Here is a 19,082-nt window from a genome sequence, read left to right on the forward strand (position 1 = left end):
ATTCCGCTGGTGTGATATATAATGGACTGCACAACTGTTGAGATCATCAAATTTTATTGTAAGCGCTACCACCACTGAGGTTAGGAGGGGATTGCCATGAGGGGACTTTTAGCCATGAAAAATAACTCCATGTTCGTGAAACTGCTCCTATCGATGACTGCCATAGCTTTGATCACTGTTATTCTCATTTCTTCGGTCACTTACATGATTTCGGCTGATAACAGTGTCCGTAACGCCATCGGTTATAATGAATCTGTCTTGACTCAGCAGAAGGAGCTGATTCATAAGGAGCTGACAACCATCGGAAATGCGGCCAATAGTCTGCTGATGGCTCAATCCTATGTGTACCATACCATCGGAGGCAAGCTCTCTGTAAGTTCATTAATTGATCTATCCACTCTAGTAGAAGAGCAAAAAAAGCTCAGTCCCTACATCGATTCCATTTATCTGTACTATGCCCCGCTCGAACTTGTCCTGACATCACGTCCGGAGGTAAAGACATCTCCTATAGCCGACTTTGCTGACCAATCTTGGATGGATACCTTAAATCAAGACTCAACATCTCGTACCGTCTGGTTAACGGGAAGAACGAATGGATTTTCTCCGGATCATTCTGCGACCTCCCTCATTCAGAAGATGCCACTGATTGGCCAAGTGGAGGGCGCGATCGTCATTAATTTGAATCTGGATCGACTCTTCGCTGACTACTTAAGTCATTACAATAGCAAGAAAGGCACCATCATGGTCATTGGCCCACAGGGTGAACTTCTCTATTCCGATGCTCATGACAGAGAAGCACTCCTTCAGGAATGGGATGCCGAACAGGTCACATCGGACAGCGGCTACTATATTGGCGATTCTGATCAGATCGTATCCTACACTTCATCAAATATGACAGGCTGGCGATTCGTCGATATCACCGAACGATCCGTCCTTCTGCAAGGAATGAACCGAATTAAAGTCCTCATTTGGACAGTCGCCATCCTATATATAACGGCTGCTGTTGCTATTTCCTATTTTTTATCGAGAAGACTATATCGCCCGCTGCAAAGTGTGATTTCCTATATTGTGAGCTCTGAAGGATCCGAACGGCGCGACAGATCCGGCGCCCCTAGCAGCACGGATGAAGCAGGCTTTATCCGTCATTCATTTGAGCAGATGACACGTAACCGCGATATGTTAATCAAAGAAAAGCTAAAAGTGGATGAACTCCTCACCGGAAATCGCACGGCTATTAAGGAAAAGTATTTGAACGATTTAATCCAGGGAAACGTACAGGAGGAAGCACCAAACAGACCGGACCATGCGGCAGAGCTGCTTAGATTACAGGTTAATTTCAATCGTTTTGCCGTCCTGACCCTTGAACTCGAGGAGCATCAGCCGATGAGCGGATCGGAGGATATATTCCATTCCCATCTGCTCCAATACGGTCTGATGGAAGAGCTGGGAAAGGATATCGACGGAGAAATTTTTGTCAAAGACAGCAGGCACACGGTCATCCTTCTCTCCTTACATCCGGATGCCGATGATACCTTTCCTGTGGAACAAGCCAGAAGCCTCAAATCATATTTTCTCAGTCGTTATGGGATCTCTGTGACCATCGCTGTCAGCCGCATTCACTCCGGAGAACAAGCCGTACGTGCAGCTTACAACGAGACCCAAGAGGCACTAAATATGAAAATCTACATTGGGAAGGGCGAAATTCTGCCCTATTCGATCCTTGATGAATGGAAATCGGAAGAAGGTACCTACTATTATCCGTACGACCTCGAAACGAAGCTGCAGCAATCCCTGCTGAAGACGGATAAAGAGGAATGTACTGCCGTGATCCGGGCCATCACCCGGGAGGTGCTGAAGCAAAGGCTAGGTAAGGCCAATATTCATCAGCTGTATGTTCAATTGAGCGGGGAGCTGGTTAAAACACTCGTTCAGACTGGCGGCGAGGTGACCGCTGTTATCGGTGAAGGATCGTCCTATACCGATGCTCTGGCACGCGCAGAAACCGTTCAGGATATGGAGACATGTGTGTTAACAATATGCAGTAAGATCATCGACTACCACCGGGAGAAGCGCTCCAAAATGACGGATGTGACCCTTCAGCTGGCAACCGAATTCATGGACAACCATTACAATAAGAATATTTCTGTGGATAACGTGGCAGAACACGTAAAGCGCAGCTCTTCCTACTTGGGTCGCATCTTCAAAGAGTCAACGGGCATGACGGTTAATGACTATCTCATCCAGCTGCGCATCAAGCGTGCCATGGAGCTGTTGAAGCAGACAGATGCTTCCGTTGAGGAGGTTTGCCGGGAGATTGGGTACTCAAACGTCAGCTATTTCAACAAAATATTCAAGGCCAGAACAGGACTTACCCCGGGGCAATTCCGGCACCAACACGCGGCAGACCAACGGTTAACTCAAGGAAAGGGGCCGAAGACATCCTAATTGGAACCATTTCCGAATGAAGAGCCGATCAGACCCGACCTCAACATTCCGTTGTTCTTGGCATTCCGTAAAGAGCGATATACCCTAAGATGACTCGCCTAGGTATGTTAAATGTAAAAAGAAACCGTCCCTTTGGTATGTGATTGCGCACACTTCCATTTTACAAGGAACGGTTTCTTTGGGTTTTATCATTTTCAGGAGGGGCTCTCAAGCCAACAAAGCCTGAGCAATCTGATCAATGATGCCATTGATGCCGGTTGGTCCATAACAGCCGATCCATGTCGCGGCATCTACGGAATATATATGCTGTCGCTCTTCGGTATCCAGCATCCCCCTGACACTTTGCTCTGTCGCAGACATTCCCTCCTGCATGATTTCACTGCTAAGCAAAAAGTAGTGGCTGGCATGTACGGCCGGCAGTCTGTCAACCGAGATATGATAAGCCGTGTCGGAGGGATCGGCTACAAATAGCGGGGCTGGCAGACCCAGGTCTCGATAGAGCACAGCGCCTGTACGATGTGAGGCTGTATGCACCCGAACCATAGACTCGAACGGGCGAATTAGTGCCACGCTCTTACCTGCCAGTACAGGAGCAAGTTCTTCTGACAGCAATGCAGTTCGTCGATGATAATCTGCAACGATCCGCTTGGCCTCTGCTCGCTTGCCTGTCAGCTCACCGAACAGACTCAGAATGGTCTGCCAGCTCTCATTGCGTTTAAACATGAGAACCGGAGCGATCCGGCTTAACCGTTCATAGTGCGGTTCATGCACCTCGGTACATATAATCAGATCCGGATACAGTCGTTCCACCGCTGGCAGATCGGGATACTCATACGTTCCGAGTAATTCGGTACCCTGAAGCCTTGCCCTGATATATTGAGGGAAATGGAACGCCGCACTTCCGGATCCTACACTGCCTGCAGGGGACAACCCAAGTGCAAGCAGATGATCCGCATATTGTACATCGAGTACGGCAATACGCTGTGGAGATATGGTGACATCATATTGACCTCGCAGATGGCAAATCACGGTGCCTTTTGACGACTCATACCAGGAAGCCATGCGGTTCTGCGGCAAGGGATACATAGAGAGAGCACTTGCTCTCGAAGCAGCAGTTTGCCTATAGAACTGCGGAGGAACTCCATGGTATTTCTTAAACGCCCTGCTGAAATAATACATATCGCGATAACCCATTCTCTCTGCAATTTCCCCAATAGGAGCATCAGTATGACGGAGCATCCGTGATGCACTCTCCATCCGCAGCTGGATGACGTACTCCATCGGTCCAATTTGCTTCTCCTGTTTGAACCGTCGCTGCAGCTGTCTTACGCTGCATCCCGCAATTGCCGCCAGCTCTTTCATCTCCAGATTCTGGCGATAATGCCCCGCTATATACGCAGCGACAACATCCACCATGTCTGATGCAGTCCCGCCCTGACCACGTTCATACTCCATAATGAGTTCGTAGAGCATCACCTGCAGCAGTGCATTGGCGTGAAAACGTTCCAGCCCTTCGCCCCTACTCCATTTCGCTGCAATTTTTTCCGCCATCTGAACCCATTCCGCCTGAGTTCCCGGGTGCTCAACAAACGAAGTACGCAGCGGGTGATTGCGGTGCGGGGGCAGAACAAGGGAGACTCCTTCCATGGAGACTGCCTTATACATGATCAAGATATAATCCATGTTGTCTGAGGTGGCAGTCAGTGTAAAGGAGGATCCCTCTATCACATGAGCAGCAAAAGAAGCTCCAATGTGGCAAACCTCACCATTCATTGCAAGCTTCCCTTCGCCGCCGGCCAGCAGCAACAGATTTGATGTTAATTTGGCTTCGCTAAGACTACTGCCTGGCTGCAACGTACCGCTATGCACGTCAAGCATCTTGATCGCCGTTTCACTCCATAGACTTGTCTGTTCTTGCAGCGGCATTTCTCTCATCTCCTGACAATAGCAAAGGTAAGGTTGTTGCTGCTGTCATTTTAATTGAGATTCATTCTCATTGTCAATTTTCGGACATTTGTTGCAATACTCCTCTGACATCTGATAGTAAAAGCAGCAGGTAATGCGCTTGCTCTTCGCAACAGGAACGTTGTTTTTGGTTTCTGTAAATCGGGTAAACGGATTACGTTTTACACCGAACACCTGCCCTGGCGCGCCTTGTGTCAGGTAAGTAAAATCATTCTGAACGTGCTGGCTTTCCAGCCCATCATCTGCATCAGTTGTATACAACCGGCCAATACGTACCATGATATTCTCCCAGAGAATACTCATGGATAGAGGTGCAATCGCCGCAAGGGACTTTAACAGCGGTGTAAGCTGTACCGCAAACATCTCTTCGACCACCTTTTCCCGCCACACTTCCCTGTCTCCTGTCACTGCATCTGCCTGAAGCCGATTCACCGCCAGAAAAGGAAAACGTGTACCTCCCTCATGAGCGGAGAGCGTCGGATGATAGAGGAAACTGTTCTCCAGCTCAAAGGAAACATGCTGATGATGAAAGGTCATCGCGGTCACCAGCGGAGCGGTCCACAGATAGCCAATCCGCTTGGCTAACATTGAAGCAGCAACCTTCATGTCAGGCGCATTGATATACTCCTGAAACCAGCTTATATACTCTCGGCATGCAGATTCTTCATGCAGCTCGCTCAAAGCAATGGTACGGACACTATGTTCAGGCGGCTCACCAAGCCATATCGAATGATCCTCCACCGTTTGTTGCCATAAGTCTGTCGAGAGATATTGGTTCATGTTAATTCGATCCGAGCAGGGCTTCCGAAGCCTGATCTACAATCAGATTAATAGCAAGAGGTCCGTAGTATGCGATCCAAAGTGTTGAATTTACATCATACGCACGGTTATTTTTCACGGCATCAAGAGACTTCCATACTGGATTGTTAATCATAGCCTCTGCTTCTGCGGCAAACAGCTCATCCGACAGTACGAAATAACGATCTGCGCCAATCTCAGGAACCTTCTCCATTGAGATTTCAACAGAGGTATCATCCTTGATTCCCTCAACGGTTGCAGGCATGTTCAAGCCCAGATCCTGATACAGAATACCGCCTGTACGATGCTCAATACCATGGACACGAATACCTTCTTTTCTCGGACGGATCAGGGCTACCGTTTCATCTCCCATTTTCTCTGACAGCTTCGCCTTCAGTCCAGCGACTTTGTCCTCATACGCCTGACGCACCGTCTCTGCCTCGTCCTGTTTGTCTGTAATCTTAGCGACCGTGGCTAACGTATCGCGCCAATCTTCGTAGAAATCGAGTACGAGGGTCGGTGCAATTTTGCTTACATTCTCATACTGTTTCTCCTGAAAGTCCGTCATGATAATCAGATCGGGGTCCAAGGCTACAATTGCTTCCAGATTGGGCTCGTCCCGTGTACCCAGAACCTGTACGTCACTTGGCTGATCACCTAGATATTCTGGAAAATCGGTGTTACCTCCAGCGATAACACTGCCTGCCGGCTTCTCGCCAATGGCTAACATTTGATCCAGAAACTTAACATCAAGCACAGCAATTTTATTTGGTTTTTCGTTTAGGGTCAGCTCACCCTTCATGTGCGTGATCGTTACAGGGAAAGCTCCATCGGTCTGAGTTCCTGCATTCACAGGTGTCTCCGCTGGCGTTGCCGCAGACTGCTTACCGCTATCTGTACCTGTTCCGGCACCGCAAGCCGTCAGGACAAGAATCAGGGCCAGCATCAAGCCCATTAACAATCGTGATTGGCGGGCAGTGTAGGCATTGCTTCCAGCCGCTTGCCCCTTCGTTCCTTGATTCATAATGAATCCCCCTTATGTATAATACTGATAATGATTTTCATTATCGAAACATAAGGAGAGTATAAACGATCTACACATCGCGTTACCATGTACTTTTGCGACATTTCAACCGGACTAATGCGACATCAACGAGCCCTTACCCGCCTTTTAATGTTTCAGCAAACTACGCTTGCAGTTGGTAAATGTCTGAAAAAGCTCTTCCTCCTCCGGCGTATTTCCCTATTCACCTTGCCGACAATAATAAAAACAAAAAAGGAAGGCCCTTCTCTATTCCATAGAGACTGAGACGACCTTCCAATCTTCTTTTCGAAACTGCATTAACACGTTTGATATAGAACTCACCATTTCCAAGCTACTCTGGATACTCCCTTGAGGCCTCGATCAATTCATCTTCTTCATCAAAAACGTTCAGAACTCTCTCAATATCACTCACTTCATAGCTTCTAACAACAATAAGCTGTTGCATATGAAGACCTGGTGGGTCTATGTCCGGTCGTGACAAGTTATTTAGTAAACGTTCTGGTGTATATAAGATGCTCCACCTTCTGGAGCCGTCCGTGAAATACATTGTGATCTCTATCCAATTCCATTCTTCTGGATGATCCGATCTCACTTCATCATCAAAATGCCACTTGATCAACCTTTGTCTTGAATTCCGTTCTTTTACGATAGTATAACCTCTCTTCTACTCAACTTCTTAAATGCCAAGAATTCCTGCTCGGAATTGATATAATCTAATATCTTTGCGGCACAGTCCGCTGAACGGAGTTCTTCCGTGTTCACTTCAAGATCATATTCATCATAGGCATATATGTAGTCAAACTGGGAATGGGCAAGTCCAATTGCACGATCTCCCCTGCTTTGCTCTCTTCTGGTGAGTTCTTCCTTGGAGCAGTGCACGCCCACAAACAATATCGGATAATCTGAAAGCAAATCATAAAAACCGTTAAACCACTTGTCATTGGTAATCACCGTATCCACGATGACATTCAAACCCATCTCCGAAAACAGTTTAATGGTTGAATAGAACAATGAGACAATCGGGTCAAAAAGGATATCTGTCATCACATGAGGTTCCAATTCTCTTGTAGGTTTCATATCCGGGTATGTATTGTCGATAAACTGGTCATAATTCTGGAAAAATTGATCTACAGACAAATGATGTAAGGGAATGTCTCCCTGCTTTTTCATTTCCATCGCGATACTTGTCTTTCCCGAACTTGACGTTCCGTTCAAAAAGATAATCAGTCCTCGTTCCACATGAATCACCCTCACGTATTGGCGTATCTTTCAGAAACATGTTCCCGTATCCTTGTGCTGGGTAGCCAGCACCTGTCAAATCAAGGCCCTATGCCTGCAGCTTGAATATGATGTTATGTGTAGTCATCTGCTCTTATGAAGCAGATTTACATATTCTTGCTCAATGATAAGAATGCAGCGACATTAAGCTCCACTTTCTTTATCGAGGCTTACATTAAACGAAGCTGGTATAGGTTTTTGTCCAGAATCATTGGGTATCACAATAATTTCAACCGTTAGATTTAGAGAATCAGGCAGTTCGTTTTCATTTATATTCTCAATACCAACCAAGTAATAATGCTTTTCGTCCAGCTCTATCAGACCTCCACCTGTCGAGCCAGAAGTTGAAATTAAATTCCCGTCATTATAAAGCTTACAAGAAATATTATTCTCCTTCAAACTGAACCCTTTTACTTCATATCCAACCTTGATTTCATTTTCGGTGTAATAAGCATTTCTTAAATTAATCGTACCACCATCAACCATTTGGGTCTGAATCTCAATATTTGCGTTGGGCATCTCTGGTTTTCTTAATAAATACCCCACTCTAAAATACCATATCGTCACCAATACAATTACTAGAAGAACAGTAATAGCGATAATATACTTCTTTTCTTTTATATACATCTTAATTACTCCTTACATCTTCAGTCTCCTTCAAGTTCTTGTCCAAACCTGTGCTTCAAATAATATATTATTCCTGCGCGATCAACATCTGAGAACTGTCTTGGATCATTGACCATACGCTCATAGACCTCATCAATCGTTCTCCATCCGATATTTGTCGTTTCGTCACCCTCTTGCAAGAGCTCCCCCTCCACCTGACATATAAAATACATGCCGATAGAATCCACAGGCCCTTTAATGGTTTGATATACACAATACGGCTCCAAACATTCAACTTCAAAATTCGGGTTGATTCCACATGTATCTATTCGCTTGTGACTACCTTCTACGGTTACAACGGTCAAACCTGTCTCTTCATATACTTCTCTTTTCAATGCATCTATGATGGATTCGTAAAGTTCCAATCTGCCGCCCGGCAATTCCAATGACTCCTCATTCTTTTTATTTCGAGTCTGAACTATGATTTCTGTTCTATCCCTATCATGGCGTTCAATAAAAGCTCTGGCATTAACATAGAACATGAATGATTCTCCTTTAGTTAACGTCTCATATCAAAGGGTTCATGAACATCTAATGAAGTTGTGTCTATACTAACCAAACCAGAAAATCACTCGTACATCTTTGGCGTCTCCTAATGCTGAAAGCTTTGGGATCGTTTCAAAAATGAAATCGGAGCAGGTCTGTTTAACATTTCTGTATTCCATGAATGAATCACAATAAAAACGTTCATCCCAGTTGAATTGCAAGATCTCTTCTAATAGAAGCCAGCTGTGGTCATAGAAATCGTCCTTATTCTCCATTGCAAATTCGAGCAATTCAGGAGAGAGATCCGAAGGAAGTCCTCGCGGAGAAGATATGAATTTAAGATCGTGATCATTTCTTGTATTGGACAAAATACCAAATAGATCATAATTTCTATTCCCGCTATAAAATAAACTTGGATCACTCGGTATCAGTTGGGATATTTTTTCTTCTGGATACAGGTAGTGGTTGGGATTAACATTCCAGCGATCCGCACTGATCCAGCAGGCCGTATTGTTCAGTTCTTCCTCACTCTTTGGAATTTCAATCAAGCGACCATCAGTCCATTGATATTCTCTTCGATAGTGTCTTTTCTCTACATAAAACCAAATGTCTGTCCCCATAGTCCCCTCCTGAAAAGGTTCCAAAATGATTTGAATTCAATACTTTTATAAGTCGCTGTCTTTCACATAATTATAGACATTAAAATCATCGTACTTCACGTAGAACCCTTCTCGTATAAGCTTCTGTTCTTCTGGATCGATTCCAAAAGAGAATGACGCGCCCGGACCAACACCTGTCTGACCTACGGAGAATTCTTTCATGTTCTTATCAAACAATCTCACATTCGCTGAAGTGTAAGTAGAGATTCCATCCTCATGAAAAATACCATTATATATGAACACCCCCGAGGGATTCTCCATATTAAACGCAATCCTAAACGTAAAGTAAATATCACTGCCTCTGTTCAGCACATCCAACAACAGATTAGAGTTGTGGAGCTCTGCTACACGGATATCTTGTTTCATTGGATCATTTACGTTAAAAGTAATCCATTCAGGCTTCACAAAAATTTCGACTGGAATATGTTCTGATCGTAGTGTGACTGTATACCCATCTTGATTCAAAACCTTGTCCGCTATGCCCTCATTGGTATAGTTTGACATGTAGTATTGATAAATGAATATAACGGCTAAGATAAATATAGCAAACAAAAGTATCGTCCATCTTTTTTTGTTCATATCTATCCTTTCATTTTCTGTGTTGTAACTGGAACCCATCAATTATGCAATTTAGAGGAAATCCTCTTTTGATCTTTCCTTCCAATTAAGCTCACATGACAGTGCCTTACGGTAGGTCCCACAGAGAATTCGACTGTATGCAATGAAATGTGTAACTTTTATTTTCCCCATCCACCCTTTAACTTCTCAGCAATGTATAACTGCAATCTGTGGATGTCCGAACAAACCTCTTCTTCCTCAGGTGTATTCCCATATTCCCCAAGCCAACGGGGTGTGTTGATATGCCACTCGTTTGACATATATTGTTTACGATTCCGATATTCTATCATATGGTTCAAGAGATACTCCAAAGAGCCGAAGGATTGCTTACTTCTATCGTTAACTATGATTTGTATTTTTTCAATGATCGCCTGTAGCATGTGTTGGATATATTCTTCTGTACTCATGAGCGTCTACCGATAAATAGCTTACTCTGAGTCCAATGAAGATTATAGCCATAGCGATATAGCTCAAAGTATGGATACAGGCAGTCTTCTGCTTCCTGCAAACCTTGATAGCGAGGCCACTGCAAGTAATAGGCTACCCAATAATCGCATGCGATGGAATAGTATGCTTCACTCAACAGCTCGATATTTTCGTTGTAATCGCTACGCGAGCGAAGAAGGTCTCCAAGCGCTTCGTAAACGACCTCACTATCCTCTTCATCCGCACCTTGAATCAATCTTTGCTCTAACTTACCAATTTCCCCTGGCTGTAATACAACAACTTCCTTCATACATGATAAAGCCTGGAATGCTTCCTTAGCTGCGCCAACCGCTTCGTCATCCTCCGGTACCTTGGAGAACAGGAGCTTCAAGCTTTGGATTAACTCCTCCCCCAGACTACGCAATGTGTCCTCGGAAGCATCCTCATTCCCGCCATTGAAATAACCTGGGACATATTCGCCGGCGAAATCCTCTGGATTCAACATCTCATAGATCGGACGTATTCTGTCCAGAAAACGCTGACCGTCTGGAATCGGCTCAAATACTCGTTCAACCCCTGCTCCCGTTGGCATAAACCACTGAAATAATCCATAGAAATGGTCTGCTTCAACCTCCTCATCATCTTCTGGCTCGAATTCGTCTCCGCCCATTGCTAGTAAATAGCGGCCGTATTCCTGTTGTTCCATCCATACCATCCCTCTCTTGGTTCAACCCAATCACTACTCTCTCTACCAATTACTTTTACCCTATGCTTCCCATAACCTTGTCACTTGCTCTAATTCCATCCCTTCAAATTGAAGCTTATAGATATCGGGTTTGCTGGTTTGATTCGAAAAATCAAAGCCGTAGCTTGCATCAAAGTAATTCATCATCAACGTCATGACATGTCCGTGCGTGCCAATAGCTACCTTTTTCCCCTGGTATTCTTCTAGAATTTGCTTGAACACATTTACAGCTCTATTCTGGCAAACCGTATTAGACTCTCCTCCTGGTAAAGCATAATCAAGGTCTTCAAACATTCGCTTCGAAGCAGGCATAAATTCTTCATTCCTAATATTATCATCTGAAAAATGCCTTTCCCGCAGGTCCTCCATAATATGAATGTCTATTCCCAATGCTGTTGCCAGCCCCTCCAAGGTTAAGACAGCCCGGGCATACGGACTTGAAAAGATGGTATGTATTCCTTCGTCCTTTAATATTTCTGTTATTTGGGCTGCATTCCCTTGGCCCTTCAAGGTAAGTCCTCTCGTTCTTTCCGTTCCTTCCGTATACGGTGATTCCGCATGCCTAACCATATAAATGATAGTCTTCATATGCCCTCCTTGAAAGTTAGTGACGTAGAACTCTACGTAACTTCACATGATTGATCTCTTGTAATATTCACGAATTTTTTCGGGGTAACCTTGAATATCCAACCCAAAAGTGGACATTACGGCGTAGACCCAGCGATCGATACCAAATGCTACACAACCAGAATGCAGATATTTTTTATCCATTGCGGATGTGATATCAAACTCCCTGCATAGTGTATCTTTGACATTATTAAATGAGGCAATGGAAAAGGAAATATCTGAATTGGGGATCTCCACAACTAATTCGTATTTCATATCTGCAAGCATTTGATGTTGGGCTCGTGAGGAATCCTGAGGAAAATAAAACGGGTCGTGTGCAGTTTCTATTCTACCGCAAAAACCTAATTCATTGAACAGATCCCAGATCTCCTCTAAAATATCATTTCGTATTTGAGTAACAAATTCAGGTTGTCCGAAATATATGATCTCTCTCATTGAAAATTCATTCATTCGATGTTGCCCAATTCTCCATGCTGCTTCGTGTCTAAAGCAGCTTCCTTCAGCCGTGAAAACAATTGGATCCTTGATTTCTTGATTTTTCAGCTCTTGGTAACAATGAAAACATACAGCAGGCGAAAGCATAAATTCATTTATCCTAACGAGATTTTCAATATCTTGTTCATTTTGAACTTGTTTGAGTGCGTAATAGTCATGAGGCAGTTCAGCTACAAAGTATGCATTTTGAGGAAAGTAATTTACATATTTACAAATATCCATTACTTCACGCGGTATAAGAGAGGAATACTTTCTGTTTTTTGCATTGTACTTCTGGCTGATGCTATGAAAAAGCAAATCAAATATGGAATACAGTTCTGCTGCAAGTTCTTTTTTCATTGTTCCATTCAAAACGAAGTCATTTGCCATTTCCATTTGATCTATTTTAGGATAGGTTTGCTTTGGTTGATCTTGCGTTCTAATCAAACGAGATCCCATTGCTCTTATTTCTTTTTCTTCAAGGATCATTTTGTGGACAATACCAAGCAAATATTCCGTATTCGCTTCGTTTTCACTTTCAATCAAGATCTCGCTGTTGATTTCGTCATATGTACATCCGAATATTCCCTCCATACTATAAGCCAATTTTAAAGTAAGTGCATGTGCTTGTTTATCATTCAGTACCCCTGTAACAGGAACCCGGATAGACATGATGGATGACCTCCTTCGAATTGAAATGTGATTAGACTCTGAACAGCGGAGCATAACTATTCAAATTAAAATCAAGCAGGACTTTCGATATGCTCTAGGAAAGTCCTGCTGCTGATCTGATCAGTGGCTATATTCATTGTTTTGTTTGCGACGCTCATAAATGGCCGGCATAATCATGTATAACAATAGGATCGCTATCAAGCCAGATAAACCAACAAAAACGGTAATACCTATGGGGGACAAAACATGTGCGAGGTAAACCCCTATTGCACCAATCAAACTAGCACCCTTGGTCGCAATTTTGTTCAGTGCCATATAAGAACCCCGCAAATTTTCAGGTGCAAGATCTCCTAAAAAAGATTCATAAATGGGCACAAAAAGCACTTCGCCTAAAACCGCTATGACCATGATCCCGAATAAGATCCACACTTGATTACTGTATGATAAAATCACATAGCCCAAAATATACATGGAAAATCCTATGAACATGGTTCTTTTTTCGGGCCACTTTTTAATGAACTGCGTGAAAATAATTGAAAGAGCAATGACAAGAATCGTATTCTCTGTTCTCAAATAACCGTAAACCTGTATTCCATCTAACGTCCAATTCCACAGGTTAACATTGTGGATATTATTTTCTAAGCGGATCGCTATAAAATTGGCCAAGTGGCTTTCAATCGAAAATAATAACATACTCGACAGGATGAAAAGGATAAACAGAGAATCTTTCATTACGGTTCTGTAATTGAGAAATAGATCCTTAAATACATTTCTCTTTTTGTTTTGTTCCTCTTGAGGCATGATGGTTTCTACAATAAATTTGTAAGTAATGATGAACGAGCATATGGAGGATAACAGCAGCAACATGAATAAAATGAATAAATGGTTGTTAAACAGTAACGCTCCAAGCGTCCCCCCCAAGGCTATAGACAGATTGGTAGCCCAATATAATATACTGTACATTAATTTCCTCTGAGATGAATTCGTTACATCAAGAAGCATTGCTTCGGAGGCGGGACCGTATAAACCGGAACATATACTATTCATCACAAAAAAGACTATGGTTATATAAGGAAAAGTGCTGCCTGGTAAGTTCGATACCAGCAGCATCAGATAGGTAATTACGCGTAAACCCTCTGATAAAATCATCAATTTTTTGCGCCCTATTCGATCCGAGAAATATCCTCCCAACATGCCTGCAGCAATATTACACAAAATCGCTATGGAAAGAATGATGCTTGTTGCACTAATTCCGATATATCTAGCGAAATAGATAGACATAAACGGAAAAATCATGTTGGAGGTGAGGGTACTAAAAAAAATAATGATAACTCTCAGCCTTACATTTCGATGCAATTGAAAAAAATCACTCATACGTATGTCCTATGCTTACTGGTTCAGAGTGGTATTCCCACACTGTATTTTCCTGAAACCACAAATATAATGTATGCAGTCGACTTTCTATCTCTGTCTGACTATCTCCATAGATTAATAATGAAGCAATAGCGTCTACACTTGACTCGGCACCGTTAAATGATTTTCCGATGTTTTCTTCTTTTATGGTGCATTTCAGAACCCATTCAAAGGGCAGATTAGAATTAACCGATAACAGCTTCCCCTTTTGAGGAGGTACTAACATCCAACCCGTCAGTTTATTTGAAGTCGGAGTTATGTTTGTGGTTTGACCGCATTGGGATCGTATAGATTCTTGCAATATATCAATTCCGGTTGCATACTTTACACCATCATTAATTTCCCCTCCCCCCACTCGACAGGCGATTTCACATAATAGGATCTGATCACTAGTCGTATGAAAAAACTCTGCATGAAATGCAATAGGATGGTCGGGTACGGGAAGAGCATTTAACACGGTTAGCAGTGTTTGCTGAAGTCTTTCATACAGCAGGTCTTCTGTATCTAACATTACAGAGCCTAAATAGTTATTCTCCTGAAAAGCCAGGCATCCATTGATATAACGGGACGGGCTGTATAATAACATGTTGTTTTTCTCGTATAATCCATCGATATGATACATATCTCCATCAACGAAACATTCAGCCTCCAGATTCTTATCGAGACCGTTAGCTAAAAGAAGCTCAAAATCCGTTTCATCACGAACGATTTGTACACCTACAGAAGCGGCGCTATCTACCGGCTTGACCACGATAGGAAGACCGTGCTTGCTTTTGAATTCCAGCAAATCAAATACATGATTTATTCTTACGAACGCAGGTACGTTAGCTACTTCGGAGACCTTCTCTTTCATAACCACTTTATCCCTGAAAGCAAGTGCACTTTCCGCAGTTTGTCCTTTAATATTCAGATATTCTCTAAGCTGTCCAGCTTTCAATAAATCAAATTCGTGAGCAGCAATGATCCAATCAATTTTCTTAGCTTGATGGAGTTCCACAATTGCAGAATAAACTCTTTCGTCAGTATCCATATTTTCATATCCAATTTTCTCATCAAAGAAATCACCAAAATGCTCGATATGTTTATGCTTCGAAAAGATGATGAATTCACTGTCAATACCACTGAGCCATTCTTCGTAATTGACTGTATTCGGAGAAAACCTATTTAATATAACCGTTCGCACAAGCTCCACTCCATTTCCATAATAAGTGCAGTCAGATATTAGTTTTCTTCATATCCAAATGTTTTGGATAAATAATAGAATTCGCTGTTCACCAGGATATAAAAAGAGAACAAATAGACCCCTTGCTTTAACTCCGGGCTGGGCTTCAACTTGATAAAAATGGATGAACCTTCACCTGGTTGAATTTCCAGCTTGTCTTGATGAAACTCCACGTTAATAAGTTCACTATCAATGCTAATTCCGGCAATGTTTATTTGGAGAGGCTCATTTTGCTGATTTTTTATCTCATACAATTTTGTGTCCAAACCTTCGTTTCCAAAACGGAGATATGGATTCCCTCTGATTGACAAAGGAGCCTCTGGAAAATCAGAAATGCATCCACAATGAAAACATTTATAACTTATTCGTTTCACTGACTTTCCTGGTCCTGTCAGAATCGAAGATTCGAATCTAGCACTTGAATAACCACAATCATAACAAGTAGAAGTAAAGGCAAGCGCAGTAATGTGCGTACGCTTTTCACTTATCTTTTCAAAAAATATATCTCTCTTGCTGTTCGTATAGGAAACCATCTGAGTGAAAATTTCCTGATTCAAATTCAAATATTTCTGTTCCAATTTGCGAAGTGTACTTTCCAGCTTGCTCCTCGATTGGAAGCAGTAACGATATCGACGATATAAATTAGGGATGGACTTCCAGTAGTTATAGACATCCTCTATTTTCCCTTTTAATTGGCTGCCAATAGAAACACATTCTCTGAAAAAGTCCAGGCTATCTTGATAAACATCAACACGCTTCATGGCTTCTTCTACATGATTTCGTGCGGTTAGAACCACATGCATCTCATCATGTTCAAACGGTTCGTTGGAAAACAGCATTAATTTCACGCTGCAAGGATCACTTTTAATAAAGCCGACGTATATTTTCTTCTGATTAATGGATATTTGTTTATGATCGGAGTCCAAAAAGGATATTTTCGCGATATCCAACTCCTGCAAACTCGACTCTTCCACCTGAATTTCGACCTCAGCATAAGTTTCATCAGCTAGATCTGACAGGATGGCTGTGACCTCTGAAACATCATTCATGGACACACGAGTCTTCTTTACGTTAAGCCCCCCATACTTTAAATCCGGATCACCAATTTGTGAGTAATAGTTGTTTTCAATACCGCTATACCTAAGAAATTCATTGATATACTGTGTTTTGATCCCTTCGGAATATCCATATTTCGATAAGTTATGAGCCAGAATATTCTCAGTAATATCACCAATTTTAATACTCGGTGTTGTTATGATACTCAATGCATGCCCTTCAATAAGGTTCCTAAGTATTGTATGACGGTATGGAATAAAGCTTTGAGCTCCATCACCAAGGTTACACCCATTCAAAAACAGGAATTTCGCATACAGATCGTTGATGGAAAGCCTTTTACGGTTCTCAATGCAGCATTGATCTGTGTGTGACAGACAACGTGGCGAAAATTGACTACATTCTCCCGTTGTGTTATCGTGATCGGTCTCATCTGCCTGCACACTACAAAACAAATAATCATTCATGACGATTGCACATTCCCGGCAATGTGACATATAGCTAAACTCAAGCAGCCTGCTTTGTCTGAATATTAGGTCTGATGTGCTTTCCAGGGAACAATAATCTCGAGGTAAATAATGAGTTACCATCTGACCTGCGATGCCTTGTCTGGCTTCATCCTCTCGGAGTTTAATCCGATTGGCCAGTACAGAATTCAACCGAATGGTGCTATTCAGCTTATCCTCGAGCACGATACGCTTCAACAAATACAAACGTAAAGTCGTGTAATCGGTAAATGGTAGAAATCCCATGGGCTTTGCAAAATGTGCCAGCTTGAGGTTAATTTCGCCATCCAGGCATGAATACGGCATAATAAAAAACCAAGAGTCATAGTCGTCTCTGACACTTAGCCCTTTATTTTGGATAAACTCATCCAGGCTATTCAGCCTTACCACAATCTTTCTAAAATAAATCGCATATAGTAACGCAAAAAGGGATTCTTCCAACCCCCACGTTGAACTCTCCACCCACAGACAAGCTTCGCGGCAGGCGGAGGACATCGCTGCATTATGCTGTGCAATCAATTCTTCAATGGAGTCTGTACAATGGAACTCAGAAGCATATTGGGTATTCAGCAATAGATGTGTACCATTTTCCTTTTCCAGAAAAGCAAAAATGCTTTGTTGGTGCTCTTCAAAAACAGGCACAATCCTCTTACCTGAACCAACGGCTTCCATCTGATCTTTAACAAAAAAGCGCAGCTGATCTTTCGATCGTAATGAATGAAGTGTGACCGAATGATTATCCATGTTGAATGACTTCTCCATGTTGAATCACTTCTCCATTGTCCCATTTCATTGACGTTTGAAACCAATCCACTGCCGCTAGTAATCGTTCCTCGATATCCTGTTCACTACTAGCCATCAATACGAAGGAAGCCAGACAATCATTACAATTACGGCCATAGTTAAAGTGTTGGTCAGCGGAAGCAAGAAGCTCAAAATCGATTATCTCATCCGGGTACTCCGTTTCCGGTGGCCCCAAAAATGTGCCTTTTCCTGGATGAACCAGCACATTGCCACTGATCGTCCGCGGCTCTCTCTCAATAGATTCCCAGGATATCGGGATACCACACTGCATTTGGACCCATGTTTTCATTAAATCAATGTTAAAGGCCGTTTTTAATGTTATACCAATCTTGGAACCACCCACACGACTGGCAATTTCACACAATATTAGCTCATCTTCCTCTGTGTGAAATATCTCCGCGTGGAAAGCCATAACCTCCGGGCAGGGTAAATGGGATAAAATCTGGTTTACCATCTCATTTAACCGCGTTACCAGCGGATTATCAGCTTCCAGATTGTAACTTCCAGATGGTTTAGCATCCATGTAAGCCAGACAAGAATTAATGTAGACAGAAGGCCAGCAAAATAAAAGTTCGCCCTTCTTGGCAAGACCATCAATATGATAAATTCGTCCCGATACAAACTCCTCCGCGATCCACTCTCCCTTGAAGCCTTCTTCCAACCTCTGCTCCAGTTCTGATTCTGAATGGATGATCGCTACTTCTTTGGAGCCTGTCCCGTCTATTTTCTTCACTACAATGGGATAGGAATGAGACTCAACAAACTTTAATAAGTCCAAACTTGAAGTTACCTTACAGTAAGGCGATAGTTTTATGTCCGTATGTTTCAATTTATCTTTCATCATCACTTTATTGCGGAATGCTAGAGCACTCTCCATCGTTTGGCCTGGAACACCCAAATAGTCACGTAATTCCGCTGCCCGAATCAGATCAGATTCAGAAATAGCAATGATGGCCGTAAACAGATATGTTTTATGTAGAGCAATGGCTCGTTTCTCCACATTCCCATTGACCGAGAATTGATCGAACCATTCCATGTGTTCATAGTGATTTACAACGTGATTATAGCTTGACTGATATTCGGAGGAAGACAGCATCACTAATTTTTGTTTTGTTGAGTTTAACCAGCTTTCATAGGGTGTAATGGTATGATTTCTTCGATTAATGATTAAAATAGCCAC

The 19,082-nt window shown here is 42.7% G+C and carries 16 protein-coding genes; 1 reads left to right on the top strand and 15 read right to left on the bottom strand.

Translation table 11 applies throughout. The features are described from left to right. Positions 1–96 precede the first annotated feature (96 nt). The gene (locus tag ABIC22_RS01990) at positions 97–2,445 is read left to right on the top strand and encodes a helix-turn-helix domain-containing protein (RefSeq protein WP_354477720.1); all 2,349 of its coding nucleotides are present in this window, start codon (positions 97–99) and stop codon (positions 2,443–2,445) included. Positions 2,446–2,652: 207 nt separating this feature from the next. Here ABIC22_RS01990 and ABIC22_RS01995 read toward each other — a convergent pair whose 3' ends face one another. The 15 genes from ABIC22_RS01995 to ABIC22_RS02065 all read right to left on the bottom strand — a co-directional run bounded on the left by ABIC22_RS01995 (position 2,653) and on the right by ABIC22_RS02065 (position 19,082). Next, on the bottom strand, positions 2,653–4,371 hold the full coding sequence (locus ABIC22_RS01995) for a helix-turn-helix domain-containing protein (RefSeq protein WP_354477723.1): 1,719 nt from the start codon (positions 4,369–4,371) through the stop codon (positions 2,653–2,655). A gap of 45 nt (positions 4,372–4,416) precedes the next feature. Then, positions 4,417–5,190: a (2Fe-2S)-binding protein gene (locus tag ABIC22_RS02000; RefSeq protein ID WP_354477726.1), complete on the bottom strand. Its 774-nt coding sequence runs from the start codon at positions 5,188–5,190 to the stop codon at positions 4,417–4,419. Between the two features lies 1 nt (position 5,191). Continuing rightward, positions 5,192–6,232 (bottom strand): ABC transporter substrate-binding protein, encoded by a 1,041-nt coding sequence (locus ABIC22_RS02005; RefSeq protein WP_354477729.1) that lies wholly within the window; start codon positions 6,230–6,232, stop codon positions 5,192–5,194. Positions 6,233–6,895: 663 nt separating this feature from the next. Then, positions 6,896–7,492, bottom strand: a complete 597-nt coding sequence (locus ABIC22_RS02010) for a chloramphenicol phosphotransferase CPT family protein (protein WP_354477732.1) — start codon at positions 7,490–7,492, stop codon at positions 6,896–6,898. A 183-nt stretch (positions 7,493–7,675) separates the two neighbouring features. Continuing rightward, positions 7,676–8,158: a hypothetical protein gene (locus ABIC22_RS02015; protein WP_127539586.1), complete on the bottom strand. Its 483-nt coding sequence runs from the start codon at positions 8,156–8,158 to the stop codon at positions 7,676–7,678. Between the two features lie 20 nt (positions 8,159–8,178). Further along, positions 8,179–8,679 carry an NUDIX hydrolase gene (locus ABIC22_RS02020; protein ID WP_354477735.1) on the bottom strand — a complete coding sequence of 167 codons (501 nt, stop codon included), beginning with the start codon at positions 8,677–8,679 and terminating at the stop codon, positions 8,179–8,181. A gap of 69 nt (positions 8,680–8,748) precedes the next feature. Further along, positions 8,749–9,303: a hypothetical protein gene (locus ABIC22_RS02025; protein WP_354477738.1), complete on the bottom strand. Its 555-nt coding sequence runs from the start codon at positions 9,301–9,303 to the stop codon at positions 8,749–8,751. A 45-nt stretch (positions 9,304–9,348) separates the two neighbouring features. Then, on the bottom strand, positions 9,349–9,921 hold the full coding sequence (locus tag ABIC22_RS02030; RefSeq protein WP_354477741.1) for a hypothetical protein: 573 nt from the start codon (positions 9,919–9,921) through the stop codon (positions 9,349–9,351). A gap of 442 nt (positions 9,922–10,363) precedes the next feature. After that, positions 10,364–11,092, bottom strand: coding sequence for a hypothetical protein (locus ABIC22_RS02035; protein WP_354477744.1), 729 nt, complete (start codon positions 11,090–11,092; stop codon positions 10,364–10,366). 60 nt (positions 11,093–11,152) lie between these two features. Continuing rightward, the gene (locus tag ABIC22_RS02040) at positions 11,153–11,719 is read right to left on the bottom strand and encodes a histidine phosphatase family protein (protein ID WP_127539590.1); all 567 of its coding nucleotides are present in this window, start codon (positions 11,717–11,719) and stop codon (positions 11,153–11,155) included. Between the two features lie 42 nt (positions 11,720–11,761). Next, a complete protein-coding gene (locus ABIC22_RS02045; RefSeq protein WP_354477747.1) occupies positions 11,762–12,904 on the bottom strand; it encodes an aminoacyl--tRNA ligase-related protein in 1,143 nt (380 codons plus the stop codon). Between the two features lie 120 nt (positions 12,905–13,024). Then, on the bottom strand, positions 13,025–14,278 hold the full coding sequence (locus tag ABIC22_RS02050) for an MDR family MFS transporter (protein ID WP_354477750.1): 1,254 nt from the start codon (positions 14,276–14,278) through the stop codon (positions 13,025–13,027). Beyond that, complete coding sequence (locus ABIC22_RS02055; RefSeq protein ID WP_354477753.1) at positions 14,271–15,500, bottom strand: ATP-grasp domain-containing protein; 1,230 nt, start codon at positions 15,498–15,500, stop codon at positions 14,271–14,273. The genes ABIC22_RS02050 and ABIC22_RS02055 overlap by 8 nt, the downstream gene beginning before the upstream one ends. A 38-nt stretch (positions 15,501–15,538) precedes the next feature. Beyond that, the gene (locus tag ABIC22_RS02060; RefSeq protein ID WP_354477756.1) at positions 15,539–17,842 is read right to left on the bottom strand and encodes a hypothetical protein; all 2,304 of its coding nucleotides are present in this window, start codon (positions 17,840–17,842) and stop codon (positions 15,539–15,541) included. After that, positions 17,835–19,082: an ATP-grasp domain-containing protein gene (locus tag ABIC22_RS02065; RefSeq protein WP_354477759.1), complete on the bottom strand. Its 1,248-nt coding sequence runs from the start codon at positions 19,080–19,082 to the stop codon at positions 17,835–17,837. The genes ABIC22_RS02060 and ABIC22_RS02065 overlap by 8 nt, the downstream gene beginning before the upstream one ends.

This window comes from Paenibacillus sp. PvP094, assembly GCF_040546835.1.
GTDB classification, from domain to species: Bacteria; Bacillota; Bacilli; order Paenibacillales; family Paenibacillaceae; genus Paenibacillus; species Paenibacillus illinoisensis.